Source organism: Rhodopila sp., assembly GCF_965277165.1.
Taxonomy (GTDB): Bacteria; Pseudomonadota; Alphaproteobacteria; order Acetobacterales; family Acetobacteraceae; genus Rhodopila.
Window position 1 is genome coordinate 135,930 of record NZ_CBDICE010000005.1, and the last position, 22,514, is coordinate 158,443.

The 22,514-nt window shown below is 66.1% G+C and carries 19 protein-coding genes; 9 read left to right on the plus strand and 10 right to left on the minus strand.

Going from position 1 to position 22,514, the window contains the following annotated elements:
- Positions 1-26 precede the first annotated feature (26 nt).
- From ribH to glyA, 6 genes are read right to left on the minus strand one after another with little or no spacing between them, the layout of a single operon-like run.
- Complete coding sequence (gene ribH / locus ACQY4Y_RS01020; protein ID WP_428488715.1) at positions 27-509, minus strand: 6,7-dimethyl-8-ribityllumazine synthase; 483 nt, start codon at positions 507-509, stop codon at positions 27-29.
- The gene (ribB, locus tag ACQY4Y_RS01025; protein ID WP_428488716.1) at positions 506-1,660 is read right to left on the minus strand and encodes a 3,4-dihydroxy-2-butanone-4-phosphate synthase; all 1,155 of its coding nucleotides are present in this window, start codon (positions 1,658-1,660) and stop codon (positions 506-508) included. Before ribB ends, ribH begins: the two co-directional genes overlap by 4 nt.
- The gene (locus ACQY4Y_RS01030; RefSeq protein WP_428488717.1) at positions 1,660-2,265 is read right to left on the minus strand and encodes a riboflavin synthase; all 606 of its coding nucleotides are present in this window, start codon (positions 2,263-2,265) and stop codon (positions 1,660-1,662) included. Before ACQY4Y_RS01030 ends, ribB begins: the two co-directional genes overlap by 1 nt.
- A complete protein-coding gene (gene ribD, locus ACQY4Y_RS01035) occupies positions 2,247-3,425 on the minus strand; it encodes a bifunctional diaminohydroxyphosphoribosylaminopyrimidine deaminase/5-amino-6-(5-phosphoribosylamino)uracil reductase RibD (protein ID WP_428488718.1) in 1,179 nt (392 codons plus the stop codon). The genes ACQY4Y_RS01030 and ribD overlap by 19 nt, the downstream gene beginning before the upstream one ends.
- Before the next feature lie 2 nt (positions 3,426-3,427).
- Positions 3,428-3,889, minus strand: coding sequence for a transcriptional regulator NrdR (gene nrdR, locus ACQY4Y_RS01040; RefSeq protein WP_428488719.1), 462 nt, complete (start codon positions 3,887-3,889; stop codon positions 3,428-3,430).
- Between the two features lie 6 nt (positions 3,890-3,895).
- Positions 3,896-5,200, minus strand: a complete 1,305-nt coding sequence (gene glyA / locus ACQY4Y_RS01045; protein ID WP_428488720.1) for a serine hydroxymethyltransferase — start codon at positions 5,198-5,200, stop codon at positions 3,896-3,898.
- A gap of 168 nt (positions 5,201-5,368) precedes the next feature.
- Between glyA and tsaE the strand changes: the two genes are divergently transcribed.
- The 6 genes from tsaE to trxA all read left to right on the plus strand — a co-directional run bounded on the left by tsaE (position 5,369) and on the right by trxA (position 14,670).
- Positions 5,369-5,857: a tRNA (adenosine(37)-N6)-threonylcarbamoyltransferase complex ATPase subunit type 1 TsaE gene (tsaE, locus tag ACQY4Y_RS01050; protein WP_428490707.1), complete on the plus strand. Its 489-nt coding sequence runs from the start codon at positions 5,369-5,371 to the stop codon at positions 5,855-5,857.
- Entirely contained in the window at positions 5,854-6,858 is a 1,005-nt protein-coding gene (locus tag ACQY4Y_RS01055) for an aminoglycoside phosphotransferase family protein (protein WP_428488721.1), read from the plus strand. The genes tsaE and ACQY4Y_RS01055 overlap by 4 nt, the downstream gene beginning before the upstream one ends.
- Before the next feature lie 2 nt (positions 6,859-6,860).
- Complete coding sequence (locus ACQY4Y_RS01060; protein WP_428488722.1) at positions 6,861-7,604, plus strand: nucleotidyltransferase family protein; 744 nt, start codon at positions 6,861-6,863, stop codon at positions 7,602-7,604.
- Positions 7,595-10,786 carry a double-strand break repair protein AddB gene (addB, locus tag ACQY4Y_RS01065; protein ID WP_428488723.1) on the plus strand — a complete coding sequence of 1,064 codons (3,192 nt, stop codon included), beginning with the start codon at positions 7,595-7,597 and terminating at the stop codon, positions 10,784-10,786. The genes ACQY4Y_RS01060 and addB overlap by 10 nt, the downstream gene beginning before the upstream one ends.
- Complete coding sequence (gene addA / locus ACQY4Y_RS01070; RefSeq protein ID WP_428488724.1) at positions 10,779-14,258, plus strand: double-strand break repair helicase AddA; 3,480 nt, start codon at positions 10,779-10,781, stop codon at positions 14,256-14,258. The genes addB and addA overlap by 8 nt, the downstream gene beginning before the upstream one ends.
- Before the next feature lie 79 nt (positions 14,259-14,337).
- Positions 14,338-14,670: a thioredoxin TrxA gene (gene trxA / locus ACQY4Y_RS01075; RefSeq protein ID WP_428488725.1), complete on the plus strand. Its 333-nt coding sequence runs from the start codon at positions 14,338-14,340 to the stop codon at positions 14,668-14,670.
- Positions 14,671-14,717: 47 nt separating this feature from the next.
- Here trxA and ACQY4Y_RS01080 read toward each other — a convergent pair whose 3' ends face one another.
- The 4 genes from ACQY4Y_RS01080 to queE all read right to left on the minus strand — a co-directional run bounded on the left by ACQY4Y_RS01080 (position 14,718) and on the right by queE (position 19,094).
- Positions 14,718-14,975: a GlsB/YeaQ/YmgE family stress response membrane protein gene (locus ACQY4Y_RS01080; protein WP_428488726.1), complete on the minus strand. Its 258-nt coding sequence runs from the start codon at positions 14,973-14,975 to the stop codon at positions 14,718-14,720.
- Between the two features lie 101 nt (positions 14,976-15,076).
- Positions 15,077-15,307 (minus strand): hypothetical protein, encoded by a 231-nt coding sequence (locus tag ACQY4Y_RS01085; RefSeq protein WP_428488727.1) that lies wholly within the window; start codon positions 15,305-15,307, stop codon positions 15,077-15,079.
- A gap of 205 nt (positions 15,308-15,512) precedes the next feature.
- A complete protein-coding gene (alaS, locus tag ACQY4Y_RS01090) occupies positions 15,513-18,224 on the minus strand; it encodes an alanine--tRNA ligase (RefSeq protein WP_428488728.1) in 2,712 nt (903 codons plus the stop codon).
- A gap of 195 nt (positions 18,225-18,419) precedes the next feature.
- A complete protein-coding gene (gene queE, locus ACQY4Y_RS01095; protein WP_428488729.1) occupies positions 18,420-19,094 on the minus strand; it encodes a 7-carboxy-7-deazaguanine synthase QueE in 675 nt (224 codons plus the stop codon).
- Positions 19,095-19,335: 241 nt separating this feature from the next.
- On the opposite strand from queE, the gene ACQY4Y_RS01100 reads away from it, so the two are divergent.
- The 3 genes from ACQY4Y_RS01100 (at position 19,336) to ACQY4Y_RS01110 (ending at position 22,464) form a co-directional block, all read left to right on the plus strand.
- A complete protein-coding gene (locus ACQY4Y_RS01100) occupies positions 19,336-20,004 on the plus strand; it encodes a phosphoribosyltransferase (protein WP_428488730.1) in 669 nt (222 codons plus the stop codon).
- Positions 20,001-20,666 carry an HAD family hydrolase gene (locus tag ACQY4Y_RS01105; protein WP_428488731.1) on the plus strand — a complete coding sequence of 222 codons (666 nt, stop codon included), beginning with the start codon at positions 20,001-20,003 and terminating at the stop codon, positions 20,664-20,666. Before ACQY4Y_RS01100 ends, ACQY4Y_RS01105 begins: the two co-directional genes overlap by 4 nt.
- 316 nt (positions 20,667-20,982) lie before the next feature.
- A complete protein-coding gene (locus ACQY4Y_RS01110) occupies positions 20,983-22,464 on the plus strand; it encodes an exopolysaccharide biosynthesis polyprenyl glycosylphosphotransferase (protein WP_428488732.1) in 1,482 nt (493 codons plus the stop codon).
- The last annotated feature ends 50 nt before the right edge of the window (positions 22,465-22,514 follow it).

Here is a 22,514-nt window from a genome sequence, read left to right on the forward strand (position 1 = left end):
GCGCCTCGCGGCGGAGCCCGCCCGCATCAAACCGCGCCGAGGCGGCGGGCGGCGTTGATCTGCAGTAGCGCCGCGGCGGCGGCCTCGGCACCCTTGTTATGGCCGTCCTGTCCCGAACGCGCCTCGGCCTGCTGGATGGTGTCGCAGGTCAGCAGGCCGGTGCCCAGGCAGAGACCGAACTGCAGCGCGACGGTCATGATGCCGTCCATCGTCGCGCGGCAGATGAAGTCGTAATGGTCGGTCTCCCCCTTGACGATGCAGCCCAGCGCGATGAAGCCGTCAAATTTGGTGTTGCCGCGCAGCGCGATGCGGATCGCCTGCGGCAACTCGAACGCGCCGGCGACGTCCAGCGTGTCGGCACTGGCCCCGGCCTGGGTCAGGATGCGCTGTGCGCCCGCGGTCAGTCCATCGATCACGCCGCGATAGTACGGCGCACGCACGACCAGCAGATGCGGCGCCGGGCCGTCCACCGCCGGCGCGCTCGGCAGTTCGGCATCCTCGGTGCTCATCCCTCGTAGTCCACGCCGACGATGTTGGGGATCGGCCGCTGCTCGACGATGTTCAGTCCGTGGCCTTCCAGCCCGATCACGGTGCGGCGCCGGTTGGTCAGCAGGATCATGTTCTTGATCCCGAGGTCGAGCAGAATCTGCGCGCCGATGCCGTAATCGCGCAACTCGCGCTGCGGCCGGGGTCCGCCGGCGGACAATTGCTGGACCCGTTCGGCCAGTGCGGTCGGCCGATGCTCGCGGATCATCACCACCACGCCGCGGCCGGCCTTGCCGATCATGTGCATGGCGTTGTGCACGGCGATCCAGTGCGGTGACCCAGTCATGTCGTCGAGCAGATCGATCGCGTGCATCCGCACCATGATGGGGTCGGGGCCGGCGACGTTGCCTTTGATCAGCACCAGATGCTCCTGGTACTCGACGGTGTTGGCGTAGACCACGGCGCGCCATTCGCCGCCGGCGCTGTGCGCATACGCGCCCTCGGCCACTTGACGCACCAGCCGCTCGGTCAACCGGCGGTGCGCGATCAGGTCGGCGATTGTACCCAGCTTCAAGTTGAAGTGCTGCGCGAAGCTCACCAGATCCGGCAGCCTCGCCATGGTGCCATCCTCGTTCATGATCTCGCAGATCACCGCGGATGGATTGAGCCCGGCCTTGAGGGCGATATCGACGGAGGCCTCGGTATGGCCGGCACGCACCAGGGCGCCCCCCTGACGCGCGACCAGCGGGAAGACGTGGCCAGGGGTGGTGATGTCGTCGCGCGTGCTGTCGGGATTGATCGCCACGGCGATGGTGCGGGCGCGATCGGCCGCCGAGATCCCGGTGGTGACCCCTTCCCGCGCCTCGATCGAGACGGTGAACGCGGTCTGGTGGCGGGTGCCGTTCTGCCGGCTCATGAGCGGCAGGCCAAGCTTCTCGACCCGCTGGCGGGTCATCGCCAGGCAGATCAGGCCGCGTGCATGACGCGCCATGAAGTTGATCGCATCAGGCGTGGCGAACTGTGCCGGCACCACCAAGTCGCCTTCGTTCTCGCGGTCTTCGTCATCGACCAGGATGAACATGCGGCCGTTGCGGGCTTCCTCCAGCAGGTCTTCGGTCGACGACAGGTACTGCGACAGGTCGGCGGTCAACAGCCGTTCTTTCAGGTCTTTCATCACGCGGTCTCCGCCAAGCGAGCGACGTAGCGCGCCAGGGTGTCGATCTCGATGTTTACCGGATCATTCGGCTTCAGCGTGCCGAACCCGGTGACCGATGCGGTATGGGGAATGATGTTCACCCCGAAGGTATCGCCCCGCACCTCGTTCACAGTCAACGACACCCCGTCCACCGCGACGCTGCCCTTGACCGCGATCAGCCTGGACAGTTCGATCGGCGCCCGGAACACCCAGCGGACCGAGGCATTTTCCGGCGCCGCCGACAAAGCGGTGCCGACGCCATCGACATGCCCTGACACCAAGTGGCCGCCGAGTTCGTCGCCGACCCGCAGCGAGCGTTCCAGATTGACCCGCGAGCCGACGATCCAGTGCCCCAACTTGCTGTGCGCCAGGGTTTCCGCCGAGGCATCGACGGCAAACCAGTCGGCACCGATTTCCACCGCCGTCAGGCAGCAGCCGGAACAGGCGATCGAGGCGCCCAACGCCACTGGCGGTTCGGTCAGGAACGCCGCCGGCGTGTCGATCAGCAGCCGCATGTCGCGGCCCTGGCCGATCGGGTCTATCGATCTGACATGGCCGAGCGCGGTTACGATGCCGGTGAACATGATGGCTGCCTCGCGTATTCACTCAGCATGTCGTTGCCGATGACGGTTATGCAATCCCGCCGGAAGCGCGGCATGCGGTCAAGCGCCTGGATGCCGAACGCCTGCACCGCGGGCCAGCCATCGCCGCCCATCACCGCCGGGGCATGGAACCAAGCGATACGATCGACCAGATCGGCGCGCAACAACGCCGCCGCCAGCTTGGCGCCGCCCTCCACCAAAACCCGCGTGAGGCCGGCGCTGCCCAGCGCGGTCATCGCCGCGGTCAGGTCCACGCCGACGGAGGAACCCGGGATCTTGATCAGCTTGGCGCCGAGATCGACGAACGCATCCTCACGCGCCAGATTGGTGCCCTCGCGCAGCAGGAACCAGGTCGGCACGGTGGCGGCGGTGGTCAGCAGACGGGAGGTCAGCGAGGTGCGCAAATGACTGTCGGTGATGACGCGCACGTTGGGTGTCGGGCGGAAGCCGGGGATGCGGCAGGTCAGGTCGGGGTTGTCGGCCAGCACGGTGCCGACGCCGACCATGACCGCATCGTGCCGCCCGCGCATGGCGTGGCCGAGGCGCCGAGCCGGGGTTTCGGTGATCCATTGGCTCTCACCGCCATGGGTGGCGATGCGGCCGTCCAGGGTGGAGGCGAGTTTCAGTGTCAACATCGGCCGGCCGAGGCGGATCCGCCGGTCGAAGCCGATCAACGTGTCGAGCGCATCGGCCTGCAGCAGACCGGTTTCCACCGCGATGCCGGCGGTGCGCAATTGTTCCAGCCCGCGACCGTTGACCCGGTCGTCGGGATCGGTTGCAGCGACCACGACGCGGCTGATCCCAGCGCCGATCAGCGCATCGGTGCAGGGTGGTGACGCACCGAAGTGGCAGCAGGGTTCCAGCGTGACATAGGCGGTGGCAGCCTTGGCCTGGTCACCCGCCATTGCCAGCGCAACGACCTCGGCGTGGGGGCGCCCGCCGGGGGCCGTCGTGCCGCGGCCGACCACCCTTCCGTCGCGCACGATGACGCAGCCGACCGAGGGGTTGGGCCATGTGCTGCCCAGGCCTCGGCGCGCCAGGGCCAGGGCGCTGAGCATGTGCTGAGTGTCGACCAGGGCCGGGTCGGCCTGCCGCGCCCTCGCCGCTGCCGGCGGAGGCTGATCCGATCCGGCGACCGCCATCGTTACTTCTCCGCCACGGCGCCGAGACCGCCGACGAATTCCTCAAAATCCTTGGCCTCGCGAAAGTTGCGATAGACGCTGGCGAAACGAACATAGGCCACTTTGTCCAGTTCCTTCAGCGTATCCATCACCAGTTCGCCGATCTGCTTGCTGGGGATGTCGCTGTCCCCCGAGGCCTCCAACTGCCGCACAACGGAGTTGACGATGCGTTCGATCCGCTCTTCCTGGATCGGTCGTTTGCGCATCGAGATCCGGATCGAGCGGGCCAATTTGTCGCGGTCGAACGGCACGCGGCGGGCATCGGCCTTGACCACGGTCAGCTCGCGTAGCTGCACCCGCTCGATGGTGGTGAAGCGCTGGCCGCAATTGCTGCAGAAGCGGCGGCGGCGGATCGCGCCGTTGTCCTCGGTGGGGCGGCTGTCCTTCACTTGGGTGTCGTCGAAGCCGCAGAACGGGCAACGCATGGCGGGTCAGTGTGCCGGATACAGCGGGAAGCGTGCGCACAGGTCTTTCACCCGTGCTCCGACCGCCTGCTCTACAGCCGAATTAGAATCGTTATTGGACCGGCCGAGCGCTTCCAGGACCTCGTTGATCATTAGACCAATGTCGCGGAATTCGGCGGTGCCGAAGCCGCGCGTGGTGCCGGCCGGTGACCCCAGCCGTACGCCCGAAGTGATCGCCGGTTTTTCTGGGTCGAACGGAATCGCGTTCTTGTTGGCGGTCATGTGGGCTCGTTCCAGGCTGGCCTCGGCGGCCTTGCCGGTGACCCGCTTGGGCCGCAGATCGACCAGCAGCAGATGGCTGTCGGTGCCGCCGCTGACGATATCGAGGCCTTGCTGGCGCAGGGTCTCGGCCAGCACCCTGGCGTTGTCCTGCACCGCCTTCTGGTAGGTGCGGAACTCCGGCCGCAGGGCCTCTGCGAAGGCCGCCGCCTTGCCGGCGATGACGTGCATCAGCGGGCCACCCTGCAGGCCCGGAAAGACCGCCGAGTTAATCTTCTTGGCGATCTCCGCGTCGTTGGTCAGCACCATGCCACCGCGCGGGCCGCGCAGCGTCTTGTGCGTCGTGGTGGTGACCACATGGGCGTGCGGCAGCGGGGTGGGGAACAGCTCCGCCGCCACCAGACCGGCGAAGTGGGCCATGTCCACCATGAAGTATGCCCCGACCTCATCGGCAACCTTGCGAATCCGGGGAAAATCGATGAAGCGCGGATAGGCCGAGCCGCCGGCGATGATCAGCTTCGGGCGTTCGGCGCGGGCGAGTTGTTCCAGTTCAGCGTAATCCAGCAGCCCGTCTTCGCGCCGCACGCCGTACTGCACCGGGCGAAACCACTTGCCCGACAGGTTGGGCGCGGCGCCATGGGTCAGGTGACCGCCGGCCGCGAGGCTCATGCCCAGCACGGTGTCGCCGGGTCGCAGCAGTGCCAGGAACACCGCCTGATTGGCCTGCGCGCCGGAATGCGGCTGCACGTTGGCGAAGCCGCAGCCGAACAGTTGCTTGGCGCGCTCGATCGCCAGGGTCTCGGCGACGTCGACGAAGCCGCAGCCGCCATAGTAGCGCCGGCCGGGATAGCCCTCGGCGTATTTGTTGGTCAGCACCGAGCCTTGCGCTTCGAGCACCGCGGCGGAGACGATGTTCTCCGATGCGATCAGTTCGATGCCATCCTGCTGACGGGCAGCCTCGGCGCGGATCGCGGCGGCAAGTTCGGGGTCGGTCTCCGCTAGCGGGGCGGAGAAGAATCGTTGTGTGGCGCGGGTGGGGATGGGCTGGTTCATCGAACTTCCGTGGGTCTCGGTTTGAGGTCGTGCTGTAGCATGAGGTGACCGGGCGACAAACCGGAACCGTTGGCAGCCGGGAAGCCCGCCGCTGTGGGAAGGCCGCGCCGGGCCAGCGGAGGAGAACACCTGTTGTATCCGACTCCGCCGCTGGTCCAAATTGGGGGAATGTCCGCCTGGGTCATTGTTGCGCTGCCCGATCTTGCCGCTACCGAGACGCTGGCCGCATACTTGGCGTCGGTCGCGCGCGTCGGCGACTGCATTTTGCTGGAAGGTCCGCTAGGGGCCGGCAAGACCACGCTGGCGCGGGGCTTTCTGCGCGCTGCCGCTGGCGATCCGATGATCGAGGTGCCAAGCCCTTCGTTCACCCTGGTGCAAAGCTATGACACACGGATCGGTCCGGTGTTCCATTATGATCTGTGGCGACTGGATGGGTCCGCCGCGTTGACCGAACTAGACTGGGAAGAGGCGCTGGATGGCATCGTGCTGGTGGAGTGGCCGGACCGGCTGGGCTTGTTGCGCCCGGCCGACGCACTGACTGTCACCCTGCGGCTGCTGCAAGGCGATGCGCGGCAGGCGACGCTGGCGGGATGGGACGACCGGCTGGGTTTGGTGCCCCCGAACCTGATCGCCGGAGGGGAGAATCCGCCGGCATGACCCGCGACGACCTGGTTGCCGCATTCCTGGCGCGCAACGGATACCCGCCCGGCGATGTCGAACCGCTGGCCCAGGATGCAAGCCTGCGGCGTTATCTGCGGATCCGCGGTGACCGGCCGGCGGTTCTGATGGACGCTCCGCCGCCCGAGGACGTCGGCGCCTTCGTCCGCATCGCCGCCGTTCTGCGCAACGTCGGGCTGTCGGTGCCGCTGATCCTGGCGGCTGACGAGGTGCATGGCCTGTTGCTAGAGCAGGACCTCGGCGACGACCTGTTGTCGGTGCTACTCGATCGCGGCGATGCGCCGGACCAGTTGCTGGACGGGGCTGTCGATGCCCTGGTGGTGATGCAGCGCGAAGCGCCGACGGCGGGGCTGCCGGCATGGGATGCGTCGGCTATGGCGGCGACGGCGGCGGCGACGCTGTTCGACTGGTGGTGGCCGGCGCGATACGGTGAATCCGCGCCCCAAGCGGCGCGGGATGACGTGGCTGCGGCCCTGGCGGCGATGCTGGAGCCGATTGCCGCCGGCCCACGCTGCTTCGTCCACCGCGACTACTTCGCCGGCAACCTGCTGCGCCTGCCGCAGGGCGGCATCGGCATCATCGACTTCCAGGGCGCGGCGTTGGGCCACCCCGCCTATGATCTGGTCTCGCTGCTGCAGGACGCGCGCCGCGACATCCCGCCCCATTGTCGCCGTCGCGCGCTGGATCGCTATCTGGCCGCGCGGCCGGAACTCGACCCGCGACATTTCCTGGATGCGTTCGAAGCTTGCGCGGCGCAACGCCATCTTCGCGTCGCCTGCCAGTGGGTTCGGTTGGCTCGGCGCGACCGCAGGCCGCAATATCTGGCGCATGGGCCGCGCACCTGGCACCAGCTGGCCGAGGCCCTGACGCGCCCGGCGGCCGAACCACTGGCGCTGGCGTTGGACCGCTGGATACCGCAGTCCGAGCGCGGCAACCCGCCGGAACCCGTGATCCTTGAACGCGTCAGGTCGGGACCTTAGCCATGACCCTTTGTCCACGCTCCGCCATGGTTCTTGCCGCCGGTCTGGGCAGCCGAATGCGGCCGCTGACCGATACCACGGCGAAACCGCTGTTGCGCCTGGGCGGGCGAGCGCTGCTGGACCACGCGCTCGATCACTTGGTGGACGCCGGAGTTGAAAGCGTCGCAGTCAACGCGCATTGGCAGGCCGACGCGGTGGCCGCGCATCTGCTGCAGCGCCCGGCGCCGCCCAGCACCGTGCTGCTGCGTGAGGAACACCTGCTGGAAACCGGCGGCGGGGTTCGGGCGGCGCGCGCGGTGCTTGGCGGCGAGCCGTTCTTTGTCGTCAACGGCGATGCATTCTGGCTGAACGGGCCGATTTCCGCCTTGCTCCGGCTGGCCGCGATGTTCGACGACACGGTTGATGCCGTGCTGCTGGTACACCGCACCTCGCATGTCCACGCTGATGTCGGACGGGGCGACTTCGCGCTGGACAAATGGGGGATACCGCGCCGGCGCGGTGAGCGCGAGGTGGTGCCTTACATTTATGCCGGCGTGCAACTCATCCACCCGCGCCTGCTGCACGGGATGCCTGACGGCGCGTTCAGCATGAACCGAGCCTGGGACATCGCCCTGGAGGCCGGCCGATTGCGGGCGGTGGTGCACGACGGCATCTGGTTTCACCTGTCCACCCCGGCCGACCTGGCGGAGGCGGAACAGATCCTCGAGGCCAGGGTTACCGGCGATGCAATGTGGCCGTGGCATTGAATCTTTTTGCCGTCCCGCCGCATCTCGCGTTCCTGGATGCGCTGGCGAGCGGCTGGTTGGCGCGTTGTCGGCATCGCGCCACGGGCGATGACCCGTTGGGCCCCAGCCGCGGCCTGATCCTGTTGCCGACCCGGCGGTCGGCCCGCGCGCTGGCTGAGGCGTTCCTGCGAGTTGTTGACGGCCGCCCGTTGCTGTTGCCCCGGATCGTGGCGCTGGGCGCGCTGGACGAGACGCCGCTGGCACTGGCCGGAGCGTTGGACCTGCCGCCGGCGGTGGACCCGATGCAGCGATTGGCCGCGCTGAGCGCGCTGATACTGGCGCTGCGCGGTGACGGCGGGGCGCCGCGCACCGCCGACCGCGCCTGGCTACTGGCCGGTGAACTCGCCGCGCTGATGGACGAGGCGGAGCGTGCCGAAATCGACCTTTCCGCTCGGTTGCCCGACGCGGCCGACCCGGAATACGCCGCGCACTGGACGCGGACGCTGAAATTCCTGCATATCGTGACCGGCATCTGGCCGGCCTGGCTGGCCGATAACGGGGTGATGAACCCGGCCGCGCGACAGGTGGCGCTACTGGCGGCTCAGGCGCGCGAATGGCAGGACAACCCGCCGGCCGATCCGGTGCTGATCGCCGGCACCACCGCCGGTATTCCCGCCGTGGCGCGGCTGTTGCGGGTGGTGGCGCGGATGCCCGGCGGGCAGGTGGTGCTGCCGCATTTGGACCTTGGCATGCCGCCGGCGGCGTGGGACGAGATGGAGCCATCGCACGCCCAGGCGGGTCTGGCTCGCCTGCTGTCCGATCTGGCCGCGACCCGTGGCGATGTGCGGCCATGGGACAGTGGTGTTGGAACAGAGGTTTCGGGCGATTGCGATGCCGCCCGAGTTCAGCGCGACCATGCCGTCATGATGGTTCCGCCGGCCCGGTTCGCGGTGCTGTCGCGTGCCATGCTGCCGGCCGCCGCGCTACACGACTGGATGGATCGCGCGCCGGTTGCGCTCGACGGGCTGTCGCGGCTGCGCGCCGCGGACCAGCAGCAGGAGTCGCTGGCGATCGCGCTGGTCCTGCGTCAGGCACTGGAAACACCGGGTGCCCGTGCCGCGCTGGTGACGCCGGACCGCGACCTCGCCGGACGGGTGGCGGCCGCGCTGCTGCGCTTCGGCATCGTCGCCGATGACAGCGCCGGGGAGCCTTTGGCCGAAACCCCTCCGGGCGTGTTGCTCCGCCTGTTGGTGCGCGCGGTCGCCGAGGAACTGGCGCCAGTGCCGCTATTGGCATTACTGAAACATCCGCTTTCGGCCGCCGGCATCAGTCCGATCGGCTGCCGGGACGCGGCTCGCAGATTGGAGACGCTGTGTCTGCGCGGACCGCGCCCGGGGCGCGGCATCGCCGGCCTGCGCCTGCGCGCCGATCAGGGGGGCGCCTGGATCGCCGAATTCCTGGCGCGGCTTGAGGTTTGCCTGGAACCGCTGCTGCGGATCGACGCGGCGATGGAGATTGCACCGGCCGAAGCCTTGGGCGCTGTCATCGAAGCCGCCGAACACCTGGCCGCGACAGACGACACGCCAGGGCCGGCCCGGCTTTGGGCGGGCGAGGAGGGCGAGGCGGTGGCAGCCCGGCTGGCCGCCATGCGGGACGCGGCGCGGCTGATGCCCGACCTCAGGCGCGGCGTGCTGCCCGGATTGCTCGACGCGATCCTGGAAGGCGAGGTGGTGCGCAGCCGGCGCGCCGTGCGTGGACGTGGCGGCGCCGAGCATCCGCGCATATTCATATGGGGGCTGCTGGAGGCTCGGCTGCAGTCGGTCGATGTCGCGGTGCTTGGTGGGTTGGCCGAAGGGATTTGGCCGCCGATCGCCGAACCGGGACCGTGGCTGTCGCGCCCAATGCGGGCGCGGGTCGGTCTGCCGGCGCCGGAGCAGGCGGTGGGGCAGGCTGCGCATGATTTCCTGGCTGCCTGCTGCCTGGCGCCGAACGTCGTATTGTCTTGCCCGGTGCGCCGCGACAACGCCCCGGCGGTGCCGGCGCGCTGGCTGACCCGGCTCGACATGTTCCTCACCGGCCGAGCGCGGTTGCCGGGCGCCCATTCGAGGCCGGGCGATCCCGCTGTGTCCTCGGGGTCAAGCAAACGCCGCCGATCGTGCGCTCTCCCCGGCCATGAAACAATCGTCGCGCCGGCTGAACGCAGCCGTGACGCAATCCTAGAGTCCGGACATTACGCCGCAGCGGCCATCCAAGCCCTGCCCGAACACCCCGCCGTTGCCTGGGCCCGCACGATCGATCTGCCGGCCGGACCACCCTCCCCTGTCCGACCGCCACGGCCATGCCCACCCGTAGCCAAACGGCCCCGTCAGCTCAGCGTTACCGCGATCGAGACCTGGCTGCGCGATCCCTACGCGATCCACGCCCGCTTCATATTGCGGCTGAAAGCGTTGCAGCCGCTGGATGAAGCCACCGACGCCGCGGATTACGGATCACTGGTGCATGACGGCTTGCACCGCTTCCTGCGCCGGCACAGCGCCGCCTGGCCCGCCGACGCCGCCGACGAACTCCGTCTCGCCATGGCCCAGGCACTCGGCGCCGCCGGCCTGCGGCAAGCGCTGGTAGCCTGGTGGTCACCGCGGCTGGAGCGCATCGCCGACTGGGTGGCGGACACCGAGGCCAAACGCCGCGCCGCCCGCGCGCCGGTGGCGATCGCCACCGAGGCGCTAGGCGCGATCGAGTTGCTGCGTCCCGGCGGGCGGTTCCGCCTGACCGGCCGCGCCGACCGGATCGAGCGTTACGAGGACGCTTCGCTGGCGATCCTCGATTACAAGACCGGCACCCCGCCCAGCCAAAAGGACGTCGAGGCTGGTCTGGCACCGCAATTGCTGCTGGAGGCGGCAATGGCACTGGATGGCGGCTTTGGGCCTGATCTGCGCGGCACCACGGCGGCGCTGCTTTACTGGCGCCTATCTGGCGGCCTCGATCCTGGCGAAGCGGTGCCGCTGTATCGTAAGAACCCAGGCGCGATCCCGGACGCGGTGATCGATGCCAAGGACCACCTGTGCGCCCTGATCGATGCGTTCGACCAGCCGGACCGGGCCTATCTGTCGCGCCCACATCCTGGCCTGGCGCCGCGGTTCTCCGACTACGAGCACCTCGCCCGGGTGGCGGAATGGTCGGCGGCGGGAGACGACGATGACTGAGCCCGCGCGCCCGCGCGCCAAGACTGAGACCGCGCGCCAGCGCGCCAACCGCGAACAACTGGTGGCGTCCGATCCGGCGGTGTCGGCGTTCGTCGCCGCCTCGGCCGGTTCGGGCAAGACCAAGCTGCTGACCGATCGGCTGTTGCGGCTGATGCTGAGCGGCGCCGCGCCGCAACGCATCCAGTGCCTGACCTTCACCAAGGCGGCGGCGGCGGAGATGGCGCTGCGACTGCAGCGCACGCTGGGAAGCTGGGTCACCATGGCGCAACAACAACTGGAAGCCGAACTGACCCGGCTACGCGTGGCGCCAAGCGAAGCCAACTGCCAGACTGCCCGGGCGCTATTCGCCCGGGTGCTGGACCTGCCGGGCGGCATGCGGATCGGCACGATCCACGCCTTCAGCCAGTCGCTGCTGCGCCGGTTCCCGCTGGAGGCGGCAATCTCGCCGCATTTCCAACTGGTCGATGACCGCGACGCCGACGACGCGCTGACCGAGGCGCGCGAGGACATGCTGACCAATGCTGGCTCCGGGCCGATGCAGCAGGCGCTGCGAAGCCTGGCTGGGCTGGCCTCGGCCGAGGCATTCGGCGGCTACGTCAAGACGTTGCAGTCCGACCGCCCACGGCTGGAGGCGGCGCTGGCGCTCGGCGACGACTTGCAGCGGGCGCAGCGCCGGGTGTTGGGCGTGGCCGCGGAAGACGAGGACTCGCTGTTGGCGGCGGCGGTAGCATGGCTTGGAGAATCCGCCCTGCGCGATGCCGCCCGCCAGGTGCTTCCCGGCAGCGCGCCGACGATCGCCACGCGCGCGGCTGGGATCCTGGACTGGCTGACCCAGGACGGGAAGTGTCGGCATGCCACCTGGGCGGACTGGTGCGGTCTGTTCCTGAAGCAGGACGGCCAGCCTTTTGCCGCGTCCAACTTGGTCGGCAAATCGTTCAGCAACACGCCATCGGTGTTGGACCGCTACCTAGAAGAAGCCGACCGCATCGCGGGCATCGAGGATCAGCGCCGCGCGATCCGCCTGGCGGCGGTCTCCGGCGCGCTGGCGATGCTGGCCGGGCCGGTGTCGCGCGGCTACACTCAGCGCAAGGACGACGCCGGACTGCTGGACTACGACGACCTGATCGACCGTACCCGCACGCTTCTGTTCGATCCTGGCGCCGCCTGGGTGCTGTACAAGCTCGACGGCGGGCTGGACCACCTGCTGCTCGACGAGGTGCAGGACACTGCGCCGCAGCAATGGCGCATTGCCCACGCGCTGACCGAGGAATTCTTCGCCGCCGCGCAGGAGCGGCCGCGCACGGTGTTCGCGGTGGGTGACCGCAAACAGTCGATCTATTCCTTCCAGGGCGCCGACACGGCGGAATTCGACCGCTCGCACGACGAACTGGCATACCGTGTGCGGCGCGGCGGCCAGGTGTTCCGCGATGTCGGGCTGGACGTGTCGTTCCGGTCCACCGCGCCGGTGCTGGCACTGGTGGATGCTGTGTTCGCCGATCCGCTGGCGCGGCCGGGCGTGGTCGCGGCGGGCGAGACCCTGACGCACTACGCCGATCGCGCCGGCCATGGCGGGCTGGTAGAGCTCTGGCCGCTGGCGCCGGTCGCCGATCCCGAGCCGCACCGCCCGTGGACGGTGCCGGAGCAGAACCAGTCGCTGACCTCGGCGCGCCAGAAGCTGGCCGACACGTTGGCCGACTGGATCCGCTCCCAGACCGATGGGTCCGTGTTGCTTCAAAGCAAGGGCCGGCGGCTGGCTGCCGGTGACGTGCTGATTTTGGTGCGGCGGCGCGACGCGTTCGCCCGCATGTTGCTGCGGGCGCTGAAAACCCGCGATGTGCCGGTGGCTGGGCTGGACCGGATGGTGCTGACCGACCAGCCGGCGGTGCAGGATCTGATGGCGCTGGGCGACGCCTTGTTGCTGCCGTCGGACGACCTGAATTTGGGTTGCTTGCTGACAAGCCCGCTCGGCGGCCTAACCGATGACGACCTGTGCGAATTGGCGATCGACCGCTCCGGCTCGCTTTGGGACGCCGTGCGCGCGCGCGCCGATGAACGTCCGTCGTGGCGCCAGGCGGTGGATTTCTTCAGTTTGCTGCTGATCCGCGTCGATTACGTCTCGCCCTACGCGCTGTTCGCCGAGGCACTCGGACCGCTTGGTGGACGCGCCCGCCTGTTTGGCCGCCTGGGCCCGGAAGCAGCCGAACCGATCGATGAATTGCTGAATGCCGCGCTGACCTACGCCCATCGCCATCCGCCGTCTCTGCAAGGCTTCCTGCAGTGGCTGCGCCGGTCCGGTGCCGAGGTGAAGCGAGAGGCCGAAGCCGCCGGCAACCTGGTGCGGATCATGACGGTACACGGCGCCAAGGGGCTGCAGGCGCCGTTGGTGATCGTGCCGGACACTTCGGCGCTGCCGCCGGACGATGGCTCGATCGTGTGGGCCGACGACGCGCACACCGCCCGCGCCGTGCCGCTGTGGCTGCCGCGCAGGGAGTTCCGTTGCTCCGCACTGGATCGGCTGCGCGTCGCTGGCCGCCAGCGACGGATGGAGGAGCACAATCGACTGCTTTACGTGGCGCTGACCAGAGCCGAGGACCGGCTGCTGGTCTGTGGCTGGCAGAACCGCAACGCGACGAAGGACAATTGCTGGCACGATCTGGTTCGGCGCGGGTTCGAGGTGGCCGGTGCCGAACGCGAGCCCTTCGGTGCGTGGGCCGGCGAACGGCTGTGGTTGCGCGCGCCACAGGCGATCGCGGCGGACCGTCCGGCATTGGCACCAGCCGCTTACCAAGCCGGAGACCTGCCGAGCTGGATCGGCACCGCTCCCGCGTGGCTGGCCGCGGCTCCCCCGGCGGAACCGCTCCGACCGATGCCGCTGGCGCCGAGCCGGCCGGACGGTGTCGAGCTTGGGCCAATCCCGGCCGCCGACTCGCCGCTGGCCGACCGCGATGCTGGCGCCGACCGGTTCCGCCGCGGCCAGTTGATCCATGCACTTCTACAGCATCTGCCGGCGTTGCCGGCGGAGGCGCGGCGGGATGCCGCGATCCGCTTTCTGGACAAGCCGGGACATCGCATCGCGGCCGGTGAGCCGGAACGCATCGCCTGCGAGGTCCTGGCGGTGATGGCGCATCCCGACCTCGAGGCGCTGTTCGGGCCCGGAAGCCGCGCCGAGGTGCCGTTGACCGGGGTGATCGCCGATCAGGTGATCGGCGGCCTGGTCGATCGTCTGGTGGTGCTGGCCGACCATGTGCTGGTCGCCGACTTCAAGACCAACCGGCGGCCGCCCGTGCGGGTGCAGGATACGCCGGTGCTCTACCTAAGGCAGATGGCGTCATACCGCGCGGTGTTGCAGGCGATCTTTCCGCACCGGGCGGTGCGCTGTGCATTGATCTGGACGCGTGAGGCTCGGGTGACGATGTTGCCCGACGAGATGCTCGATCCGCACGATCCCGGCCATGCCAGCGACGCGGCTTGACCGCGATGCGAACCACGCGGCTTGACCGCGATGCCCTTGCATCCCACCTTTTCAGCAAGTGAAATTCCAGGAGCGTTTGATGAGCGCGAACACAGTTCCCGTAACCGATAAAAGCTTCGATGCCGATGTAGTGCAGGCCAGCAAGACCGGCCCGGTGCTGGTTGACTTCTGGGCGGAATGGTGCGGCCCATGCAAGATGATCGGGCCGGCGCTGGAGGAATTAGCGGGCGAGTTTGCCGGCAAGTTGACGGTGGCGAAGGTGGATATCGACAACAACCCCGCCTCGCCCAACCAGTTCGCGGTGCGCGGCATTCCCACGCTGATCCTGTTCAAGGACGGCAAGCCTGCGGCGACCCAAGTCGGCGCACTGCCGAAGAGCAAGCTGAAGGATTGGATCGCCGGCAACATCTGACCGCCAGTATCACTGTCCGGCGCCGGTAAACCGGCGCCGGAATTTGGTCAAATGGCGCGCCGTCCGGCGATCGCGTGGTAGATCACCAACACAACAACCGCGCCGATGACGGCGACGATCAGACTATAGATGTTTAACCCGGTCACCGGCGCGGCGCCAACCAGGGAAAACAAAAATCCTCCGACGAATGCCCCGACGATTCCGAGGACGATGTCAAGCATGAGTCCCTCGCCTGATTTATTGACCAACTTGCTGGCGATAAAGCCGGCGATGAGACCCAGAATGAGCCAAGCGATGATCGACATGGTATTTTCCTCATGAGGTTGGCAGTCGTTGTTGGCCCGAGAAGGTGGGATTTGAAGCCTGACAGCGATTTGGTTAGGGCGAGATTTAGTTGAGGGGTCTTCTATTCACGGCTCGGAATAATCGAGGCAAGCGCGTAGGCCAAGCCTCCCGCAACCAGAAGCGAGATCAGCGGCTGCTGCTCCACCTGCTGGACCAAGGATTGCTTGGCGCCGCGCGCCTGCCCCACCGCGCTGTCAAGTGCTTCGTGCGCGTCACCCGCGACCTGACGGGCTCTTTCCTCGAAGATTAGCGCGGTCAGCGCCAGTGTGGCCAGGGCCAGCAGGGGTTTCATCGAGTGCTCCTAGTTCCGAGGCTGTCTACTCGACCAGTCGAAAGTCGAGTTTTGGCCACCGGCTGACAGTGTAAACGCTCGCCGAGGAGAACGGATCCGGGAAAACGTCAGCGATTCGATCAACAACCCGATGACCCCCCTGCAGGTGCCGGCGTGGCCAGGGAACAGACAGCCGCACGAATAGTTTCGGCAATCGGCCGACCATTCAGGCTCTGTTCAGCAATGCGCCACGGACCGCCGCCAGCGCTTCATCCGCCTTGGCGCCGTCAGGGCCGCCGGCCTGGGCCAGGTCAGGGCGTCCGCCGCCGCCTTTGCCGCCGACTGCGGCGGACGCGACCCGCACCAGGTCAACCGCGCTGACTCGGCCGGTCAGATCGGGCGATACCGCGACCACGATGCTGGCCTTGCCGTCGTTCTCCGACACCAGGGCCACGACGCCTGACCCCTGCTGCTTGCCGATCGAATCGGCCAGAGCTTTCAGGTCCTTCGCTGGCACTTCACCCAGGTTGCGCGCGGTCAGCATGATCCCACCGACGTCCTCGGCCGCGCTGGCGGCGGCACCGGTGGCGAGCTTCTGCCGCAGGTCCGCCATCTGGCGTTCCAATCGCCTGCGGTCTTCCAGCAGCGTGGAGATGCGGTCTGGCACCTCGGCGGGCGCGGTGCGGAGCGCGCCGGCGGCGGCGTTCAGACGGGCCTGGATTTCGGCGACCACGGCCTCGGCGGCGGCGCCGGTGACCGCCTCGATCCGGCGCACTCCGGCGGCGACGGCGGCTTCGCCGACGATGCGGAAATAGCCGATGTCGCCGGTCCGGCGGACATGAGTGCCGCCGCACAATTCGATCGACCAGGCCGGCTTGTTGCCGTCGGGTTCGCCCATCGCCACGACGCGGACCTCGTCGCCGTATTTTTCGCCGAACAGCGCCATGGCGCCGAGTTCGACCGCCGCTCCGGGGGTCATCAGGCGGGTGGTGACCTCGGAATTCTCGCGGATGCGGGCGTTCACCTCGGCCTCGACCCAGTGCAGTTCGTCGGCGGTGATCGGGCGCGGCTGGGAGACGTCGAAGCGCAGCCGGTCCGGGGCGTTGAGGCTGCCTTTCTGCTGCACATGGGTGCCGAGTTTGCGGCGCAGCGCCTCATGCAGCAGGTGGGTGGCGGAGTGATGGGCGCGAATGTCGGTGCGGCGAGGATGATCGACAGCGGCAACCGCGGGAGTGTGAAGTCGAGCCACACCGGCCTCGACGCGGCCGTGATGGACGAACAGGTCGCCGAGCTTCTTTTGCGTATCGGTGACGGCGATCAGAAGGCCGTCGGGTCCGGTGATGATACCCCCATCGCCGACCTGGCCGCCGCTCTCGCCGTAGAATGGGGTCTGGTTCAGCACGATCGCCAGGTCGGTGCCGGCAGGCGCGGAGTCGGCCGAAACGCCGTCGACCACGATGGCCATGATCTCGGCCTCGGCGGTTTCGGTAGCGTAGCCAAGGAATTCCGTCGCGCCGGCGGCTTCCTTGATCTCGAACCACACCCGTTCGGTGGCGGCATCGCCGGACCCGGCCCAGGCCGCGCGGGCGCGCGTGCGCTGTTCGGCCATCGCCAGGTTGAAGCCGTCCAGATCGACCGACCGGCCCTGTTCGCGCAGCGCATCCTGTGTCAGGTCGAGCGGGAAGCCGTAGGTGTCATAGAGGCGGAAAGCAACTTGGCCCGGTAGGGGCGCTTTGGCGGACTCATTGGTCATTTGACCACTGGCCGAAAGCCGAATTGCTCCAGTGCCACTAGCGGGGTTGTCGGGTAACGCAGCAACTTCCTCGGCCAGCAGGTGCAGGCCGCGGTCGAGCAAGGTCTTGAAGCGAGTTTCCTCGAGCAACAGGGTTTCGGCGATCAGCGTCTCGGCGCGCACCAGTTCGGGGTAGGCGGCGCCCATCTGGCGGATCAGCGTCGGCACCAGGCGGTTCATCACCGGGTCTTTGGATCCCATGATAGTGGCGTGGCGCATGGCGCGGCGCATGATCCGGCGCAGCACATAGCCGCGGCCCTCATTCGAGGGCAGCACGCCGTCGGCCATCAGGAAGGAGGTGCTGCGCAGATGGTCGGCGATGACCCGGTGGCTGACCGCGTGCGGGCCGTCGGGGTCTTGGCCGGTGGCTTCGGCCGAAGCCAGGATCAGGGCACGAAATGTATCGGTATCGTAAATGTTGTGCTTGCCTTGCAGGATCGTCGCGAAACGCTCCAAGCCCATCCCGGTGTCGATCGAGGGTCTCGGCAGTGCCACGCGGGTGCCCGGAGGACCTTCCTCAAACTGCATGAACACCAGGTTCCAGATCTCGACGAAGCGGTCGCCATCTTCGAGGGCGCTGCCGGGCGGGCCGCCGGGGACTTCCGGGCCGTGGTCGTAGAAGATCTCACTGCATGGGCCGCAGGGTCCGGTATCGCCCATGCGCCAGAAGTTGTCGGACGTGGCGATGCGGATGATGCGGTCATCCGGCAGGCCGGCGACCTTTTTCCAGATCGCCGCGGCGTCGTCATCTTCGGCGAACACGGTCACCGTGAGGCGGTCCTTCGGCAGGCCGTAGTCCTTGGTCAGCAGCTCCCACGCGAACGGGATGGCGCGTTCCTTGAAGTAGTCGCCGAAACTGAAATTACCTAGCATCTCAAAGAAGGTCAGGTGGCGAGCGGTGTAGCCGACATTGTCTAGGTCGTTGTGCTTGCCGCCGGCGCGGACGCATTTCTGCGACGTGGCGGCGCGGACGTAGGGGCGTTTTTCCTGGCCGGTGAAGACGTTCTTGAACTGCACCATGCCGGCGTTGGTGAACATCAGCGTCGGGTCGTTACGCGGCACCAGCGGTGAGCTGGCGACCTTGGTGTGGCCGTTGCGGGCGAAATAGTCCAGGAAGGCGGCGCGGATGTCGTTGCTGCTGGCCATGGTGGTCAGGGGTTTCCAGTCCGATCTTGGCGGTTGCGTGCGAACCGGCGGATGTAGCTCAAAAGGATACAACTGTCACGGGCTGGAAGGTTGCCAGGCCGCTTCATCGCAGCGCGGCGGCATTGCCGGCGAGGTCCGTACGCACAAAAGCGGCAAGCGATCCGGCGATGTGGCTCTCGGCGCGTTCGGACCGGCTCAGCGCCATCCGAGCAGTGCGTGCAGTTGCACGCTGATGCGAAAGTCATGTGCGCTGGCCGCGGCGATGCATAACTCGGTTGCCTTGCGCGAGGTCGAAAGCGGCTGCAGGAACACCGGCACGCTTGGCTGATGGTGTTCGGCGGCCAGCAGCACGAGCAGGTTTTCGATGTCGTCTGGGCGACCGACCGGCATTTTGATCTCATCGGCGCGTGCCAGCGCATCGGGACGCACGTTGAAACCGCCCGGCATGGCAATTTTTGGCGAGACGGTGACCCACGTCCCGCGCTCGGCGCGGATTGGCTGGGTGCCCGAGGTTTCGATCTGCACTCGGCGCCCGGCGCGCCGGATCAGTGCGGCGGTCAGCGGTTCGAGGTCATGGAGGCAAGGCTCCCCGCCGGTAACGACGACATGGCGCGGGCGGAGCGTGGCGACGACATCGAGCAGGTGTTCGGTGTCGAACGGTGCCCAGGTCGGCGCGCTGATGGTCTTTTCCAGGATGTCGGCGGGTTTGCGCTCGTCCAAGGCGCCGCCCTCCCAGGTGTGTTTGGTATCGCACCACGGGCAGCCGACCGGGCAGCCTTGCAGGCGGATAAACACCGCCGGCGTGCCGGTGTGCGCGCCCTCGCCCTGGATGGTCTCGAATATCTCGTTGACGGGGAGCAATGCGCTCATATCAGGGCCTTCGGATGTCGCCGCCACGGTCTTGACGCTTCCAAGTATCCGGCGCTCATAAAGCCGCGATACTCTGACAACAATCAGCATGGTGGGACCAATGACGCGGTTGACGTTGGGTCGAGTGGTCGGGCATGCGCGCATCGACAGTGGGTGTCGTCCAATCCGGTACTCAGGGTGTTACCAGTCTTGATCAGGACTATGTCGGATCCTGATCATCGCTAAAGGGATTTTAGCAAAAATGTCCGGGACACACGACGCTGCCCGACCTCGATCTACTGCATATGCCAAGTTCCTGGATATCGACCATACAGTTTATATGACGGTGGAGGAGGCCATCGCTCTATCGCGGGACCTTGCGGACGTTATCAGCACCTCGGGCCGTCCGGATTTGCTGGTGGGCGTGGCGAACGGCGCGTTGCTTCCGATGAAGGTCGTGGCTGAGGAGCTGGGAATTCCGTTCCAGGTGATCCATCTTCGCCGAAAGGGGAGTCGCTACAAGCAGAAGCTTTTCGCCCTCAAAGAGGCGCTTGGCATCCCAACATCGCTGCTGACCACCCGCCCGATGCGGGCGGTGCAGACGTGGTTCGAGCAGCGGACGTCCACCCTGGAGGAAGCGAATGATGCATTCACATTCGATGTCCTCGGCAAGGACGTCATGATCATCGACGATGCAATCCAAACCGGGCGGACCGCCAGGCATTTGAAAGAAAGGCTTTTCGCCAAGGGGGCGGCAAAGGCGAGAGTTGCAGTAATCTGCTGGTATCAAGGGGTGGATGACTCCGGGGAGTGGAGCCCGGATCTTTACCTAAATCGTCAGCACCAGTGGTATCCGTGGTCCAACAATAGCCCATATTTCGAGAAAACCCTCACTTGGCTGGCGAACAACGGCCTTAGCTTTTGGCGATGATTTCGCTGCTGCTACTGGATTTGGATGGGGTAATCGTATTTGAGATGGCCCCGCCCTACGTAAAGAAGCTCGAGCTGGTTCTACTGCACGATTTGCTGGTTAACGCGCTCGAGGCACTCGGTGTGCCCGTCGTTGTACTGACCCACCGTTCGCGGGCCGAGGCGGCGGTTATTTTGGACTCCGCTGGGTTGCGGAAGGGCGTGGCAGGCCTTATGGCCGCAGAGGATATTCTGAGTGCCGCGTTTGCGTATGGGACCCCGTGGCAGCTGCTGAGGAAGGGACTGCGCAAAAGCTGGGCCCTGCCCGCGATCGAGCGCCGATATCAGGTAGACCGCAAGAACATGGCATTCATCGATGACCGGCTGGACAACATCCAGGATCTTGTGGGCAGCGGGGTCGGCATCGCCCTGCACGCTCCGTCGGGGATCGACGGTGACGGCAGCTTAATAAGTTTCGATTTCGGACAGATTGTGCACGTGCTGCGGGACTGCCATAACGACTCGGCACCACGCATTGTATCCATCGTTCCGCGCCTCGTAGCGCAGTCAGAATGGTACCGCACCGGCATCAACACGGGTAGTTTTGCAATGAGCCCGTTCAACCGACTGCGCCTATTTGGGCGCTCGTTGAGGAATTTATTGTGGGGCCGGCCGATCGATTAGCATTGTGAATCAGACTGACGCATGACATTCACACTGAATAGTCAGTTTCGTAGTAGACGTAAGTATAAACGCGACATGGTCGCAATACCATAATGTGAATTATGCCGCAGAAGTCTGCATTTTGGGCGATTTTGCCAAAAGTTTATTGCGGAAAAATTTCCAGAATTAAGTAATGGTTTCAAAAACCCGGAAATTCGACCTGGCGTAACGCAAATGTGAGGCTTGTCTGCTTTGCAAACGGGCCTACGTCCTTATCACACGGCCTGAGAACATATCTGACCTGCGCTCGGTTTGGGCAATAGATTGGAACATGATATTGCAGTGGCTGACACGGTTTTCCGGACGTAACGATGATCGCGTGTCCGCTGTGCAGATTGGTCGCCCGAGTGTGGCGTGGGCATCACGTTGGGGCGTTATTGCGGCATTGCAGGTTGCCGAAGCTCTGGCAGTGGCGGCAAATAGCTGCTTCTGGTTGGCCTTGGTCCTCTCGCGTGGTACAGGCAGCGTAGAGAAAGTTGAGTCACTGGCAGTCGGGATCGCCGTAGCGGCATTTGTTCACATAGCACTACAATATCGCGGGGCTTACGATTTTTCTGAAATCTTGGATATGCGGCGCTCGTGCAAGTCGGCGTTGATCGGCTGGTTGCTTTCCGCGGGGACACTGTCGTTCGTAGCCCTGTTGTTTGTGCGGACGCCATCCGTCGGCCGGATTGTCATACTCGGTTGGTTGGCTGGCCTTGCTACCCTTGTAGGCGTTCGCCTGACTGTGGCTCGAGTCGCCGATGCGTTGGTGCGAGCGCGCTGGCTCCAGCACAACATTTTAGTCATTGGCTCCGGCCCGGAAGCGCAGCGTTGCGCGAAATTGCTTCGCGCCGATAGCAGTGGTGCGAACGTCGTCGGACTTGTATCGGTGGATTGGACGTCCCCGTCTGATTGTCATGAGGGCGTGGATGCAGCTCAGCTGTCGGATCTGCAGCGTTTGATCAATGCCAAAGAGGTGAAGGACGTCATCATCAGCACGTCGTTTCAGGAGCAAGGGAAGCTGGCGGATCTGATCAGGTCCCTACTCTGGCTTCCCGTGCGGGTCTTTTTGTGGCCGCCTAGTCTTGGCGTTCAGACCGGATTGCTGACCAGAAGCGGCTACAGGATGGCCGACATACCTTTATTTCTGGTGGGCGATCCGCCGCTGGACGGGTGGCACTGGGTTATCAAGGATGTCAGGGACCGGACATTCGCGCTTCTGTTGCTGATTTCCACGTCGCCCGTGCTTCTTGGTATAGTGCTTCTGATCAGGCTGACAAGTCCCGGCCCGATCCTGTTCAAGCAGCAGCGGGAGGGATATGGTGGACGCATGTTCACGATCTTCAAGTTCAGGACGATGCGCGTCGACGGTAGTCCTTCCTCCAGACTGATCTTGACCGCACTGGACGATCCCCGGGTTTTTCCGATGGGGGCGCTCCTGAGAAAAACAAGCCTGGACGAATTGCCGCAACTCATAAATGTCATTTGCGGTGACATGTGGCTCGTCGGGCCGCGTCCGCATTCCCCTTTGGCGACGGCAGCTGGCCAGCAATACTCGACGGCCGTATTCGGCTATATGGCTCGGTTGCGTGTAAAGCCGGGCATCACCGGGTGGGCTCAAGTTAATGGGCGGCGGGGCCCCACCGACACGGTTGAGCAGATCCAGCAGCGTTGTCATTACGATCTTCAATATATCCAGTACCTGTCTCTGTGGTTTGATCTACAAATTTTGCTGCAAACGGCGATAAAAGGTTTCATCCATAAGAATGCCTATTAGGGTCAAACCGTCTGAGCTCAAAACCCACGCTGGGCAATCCTCACAGACCG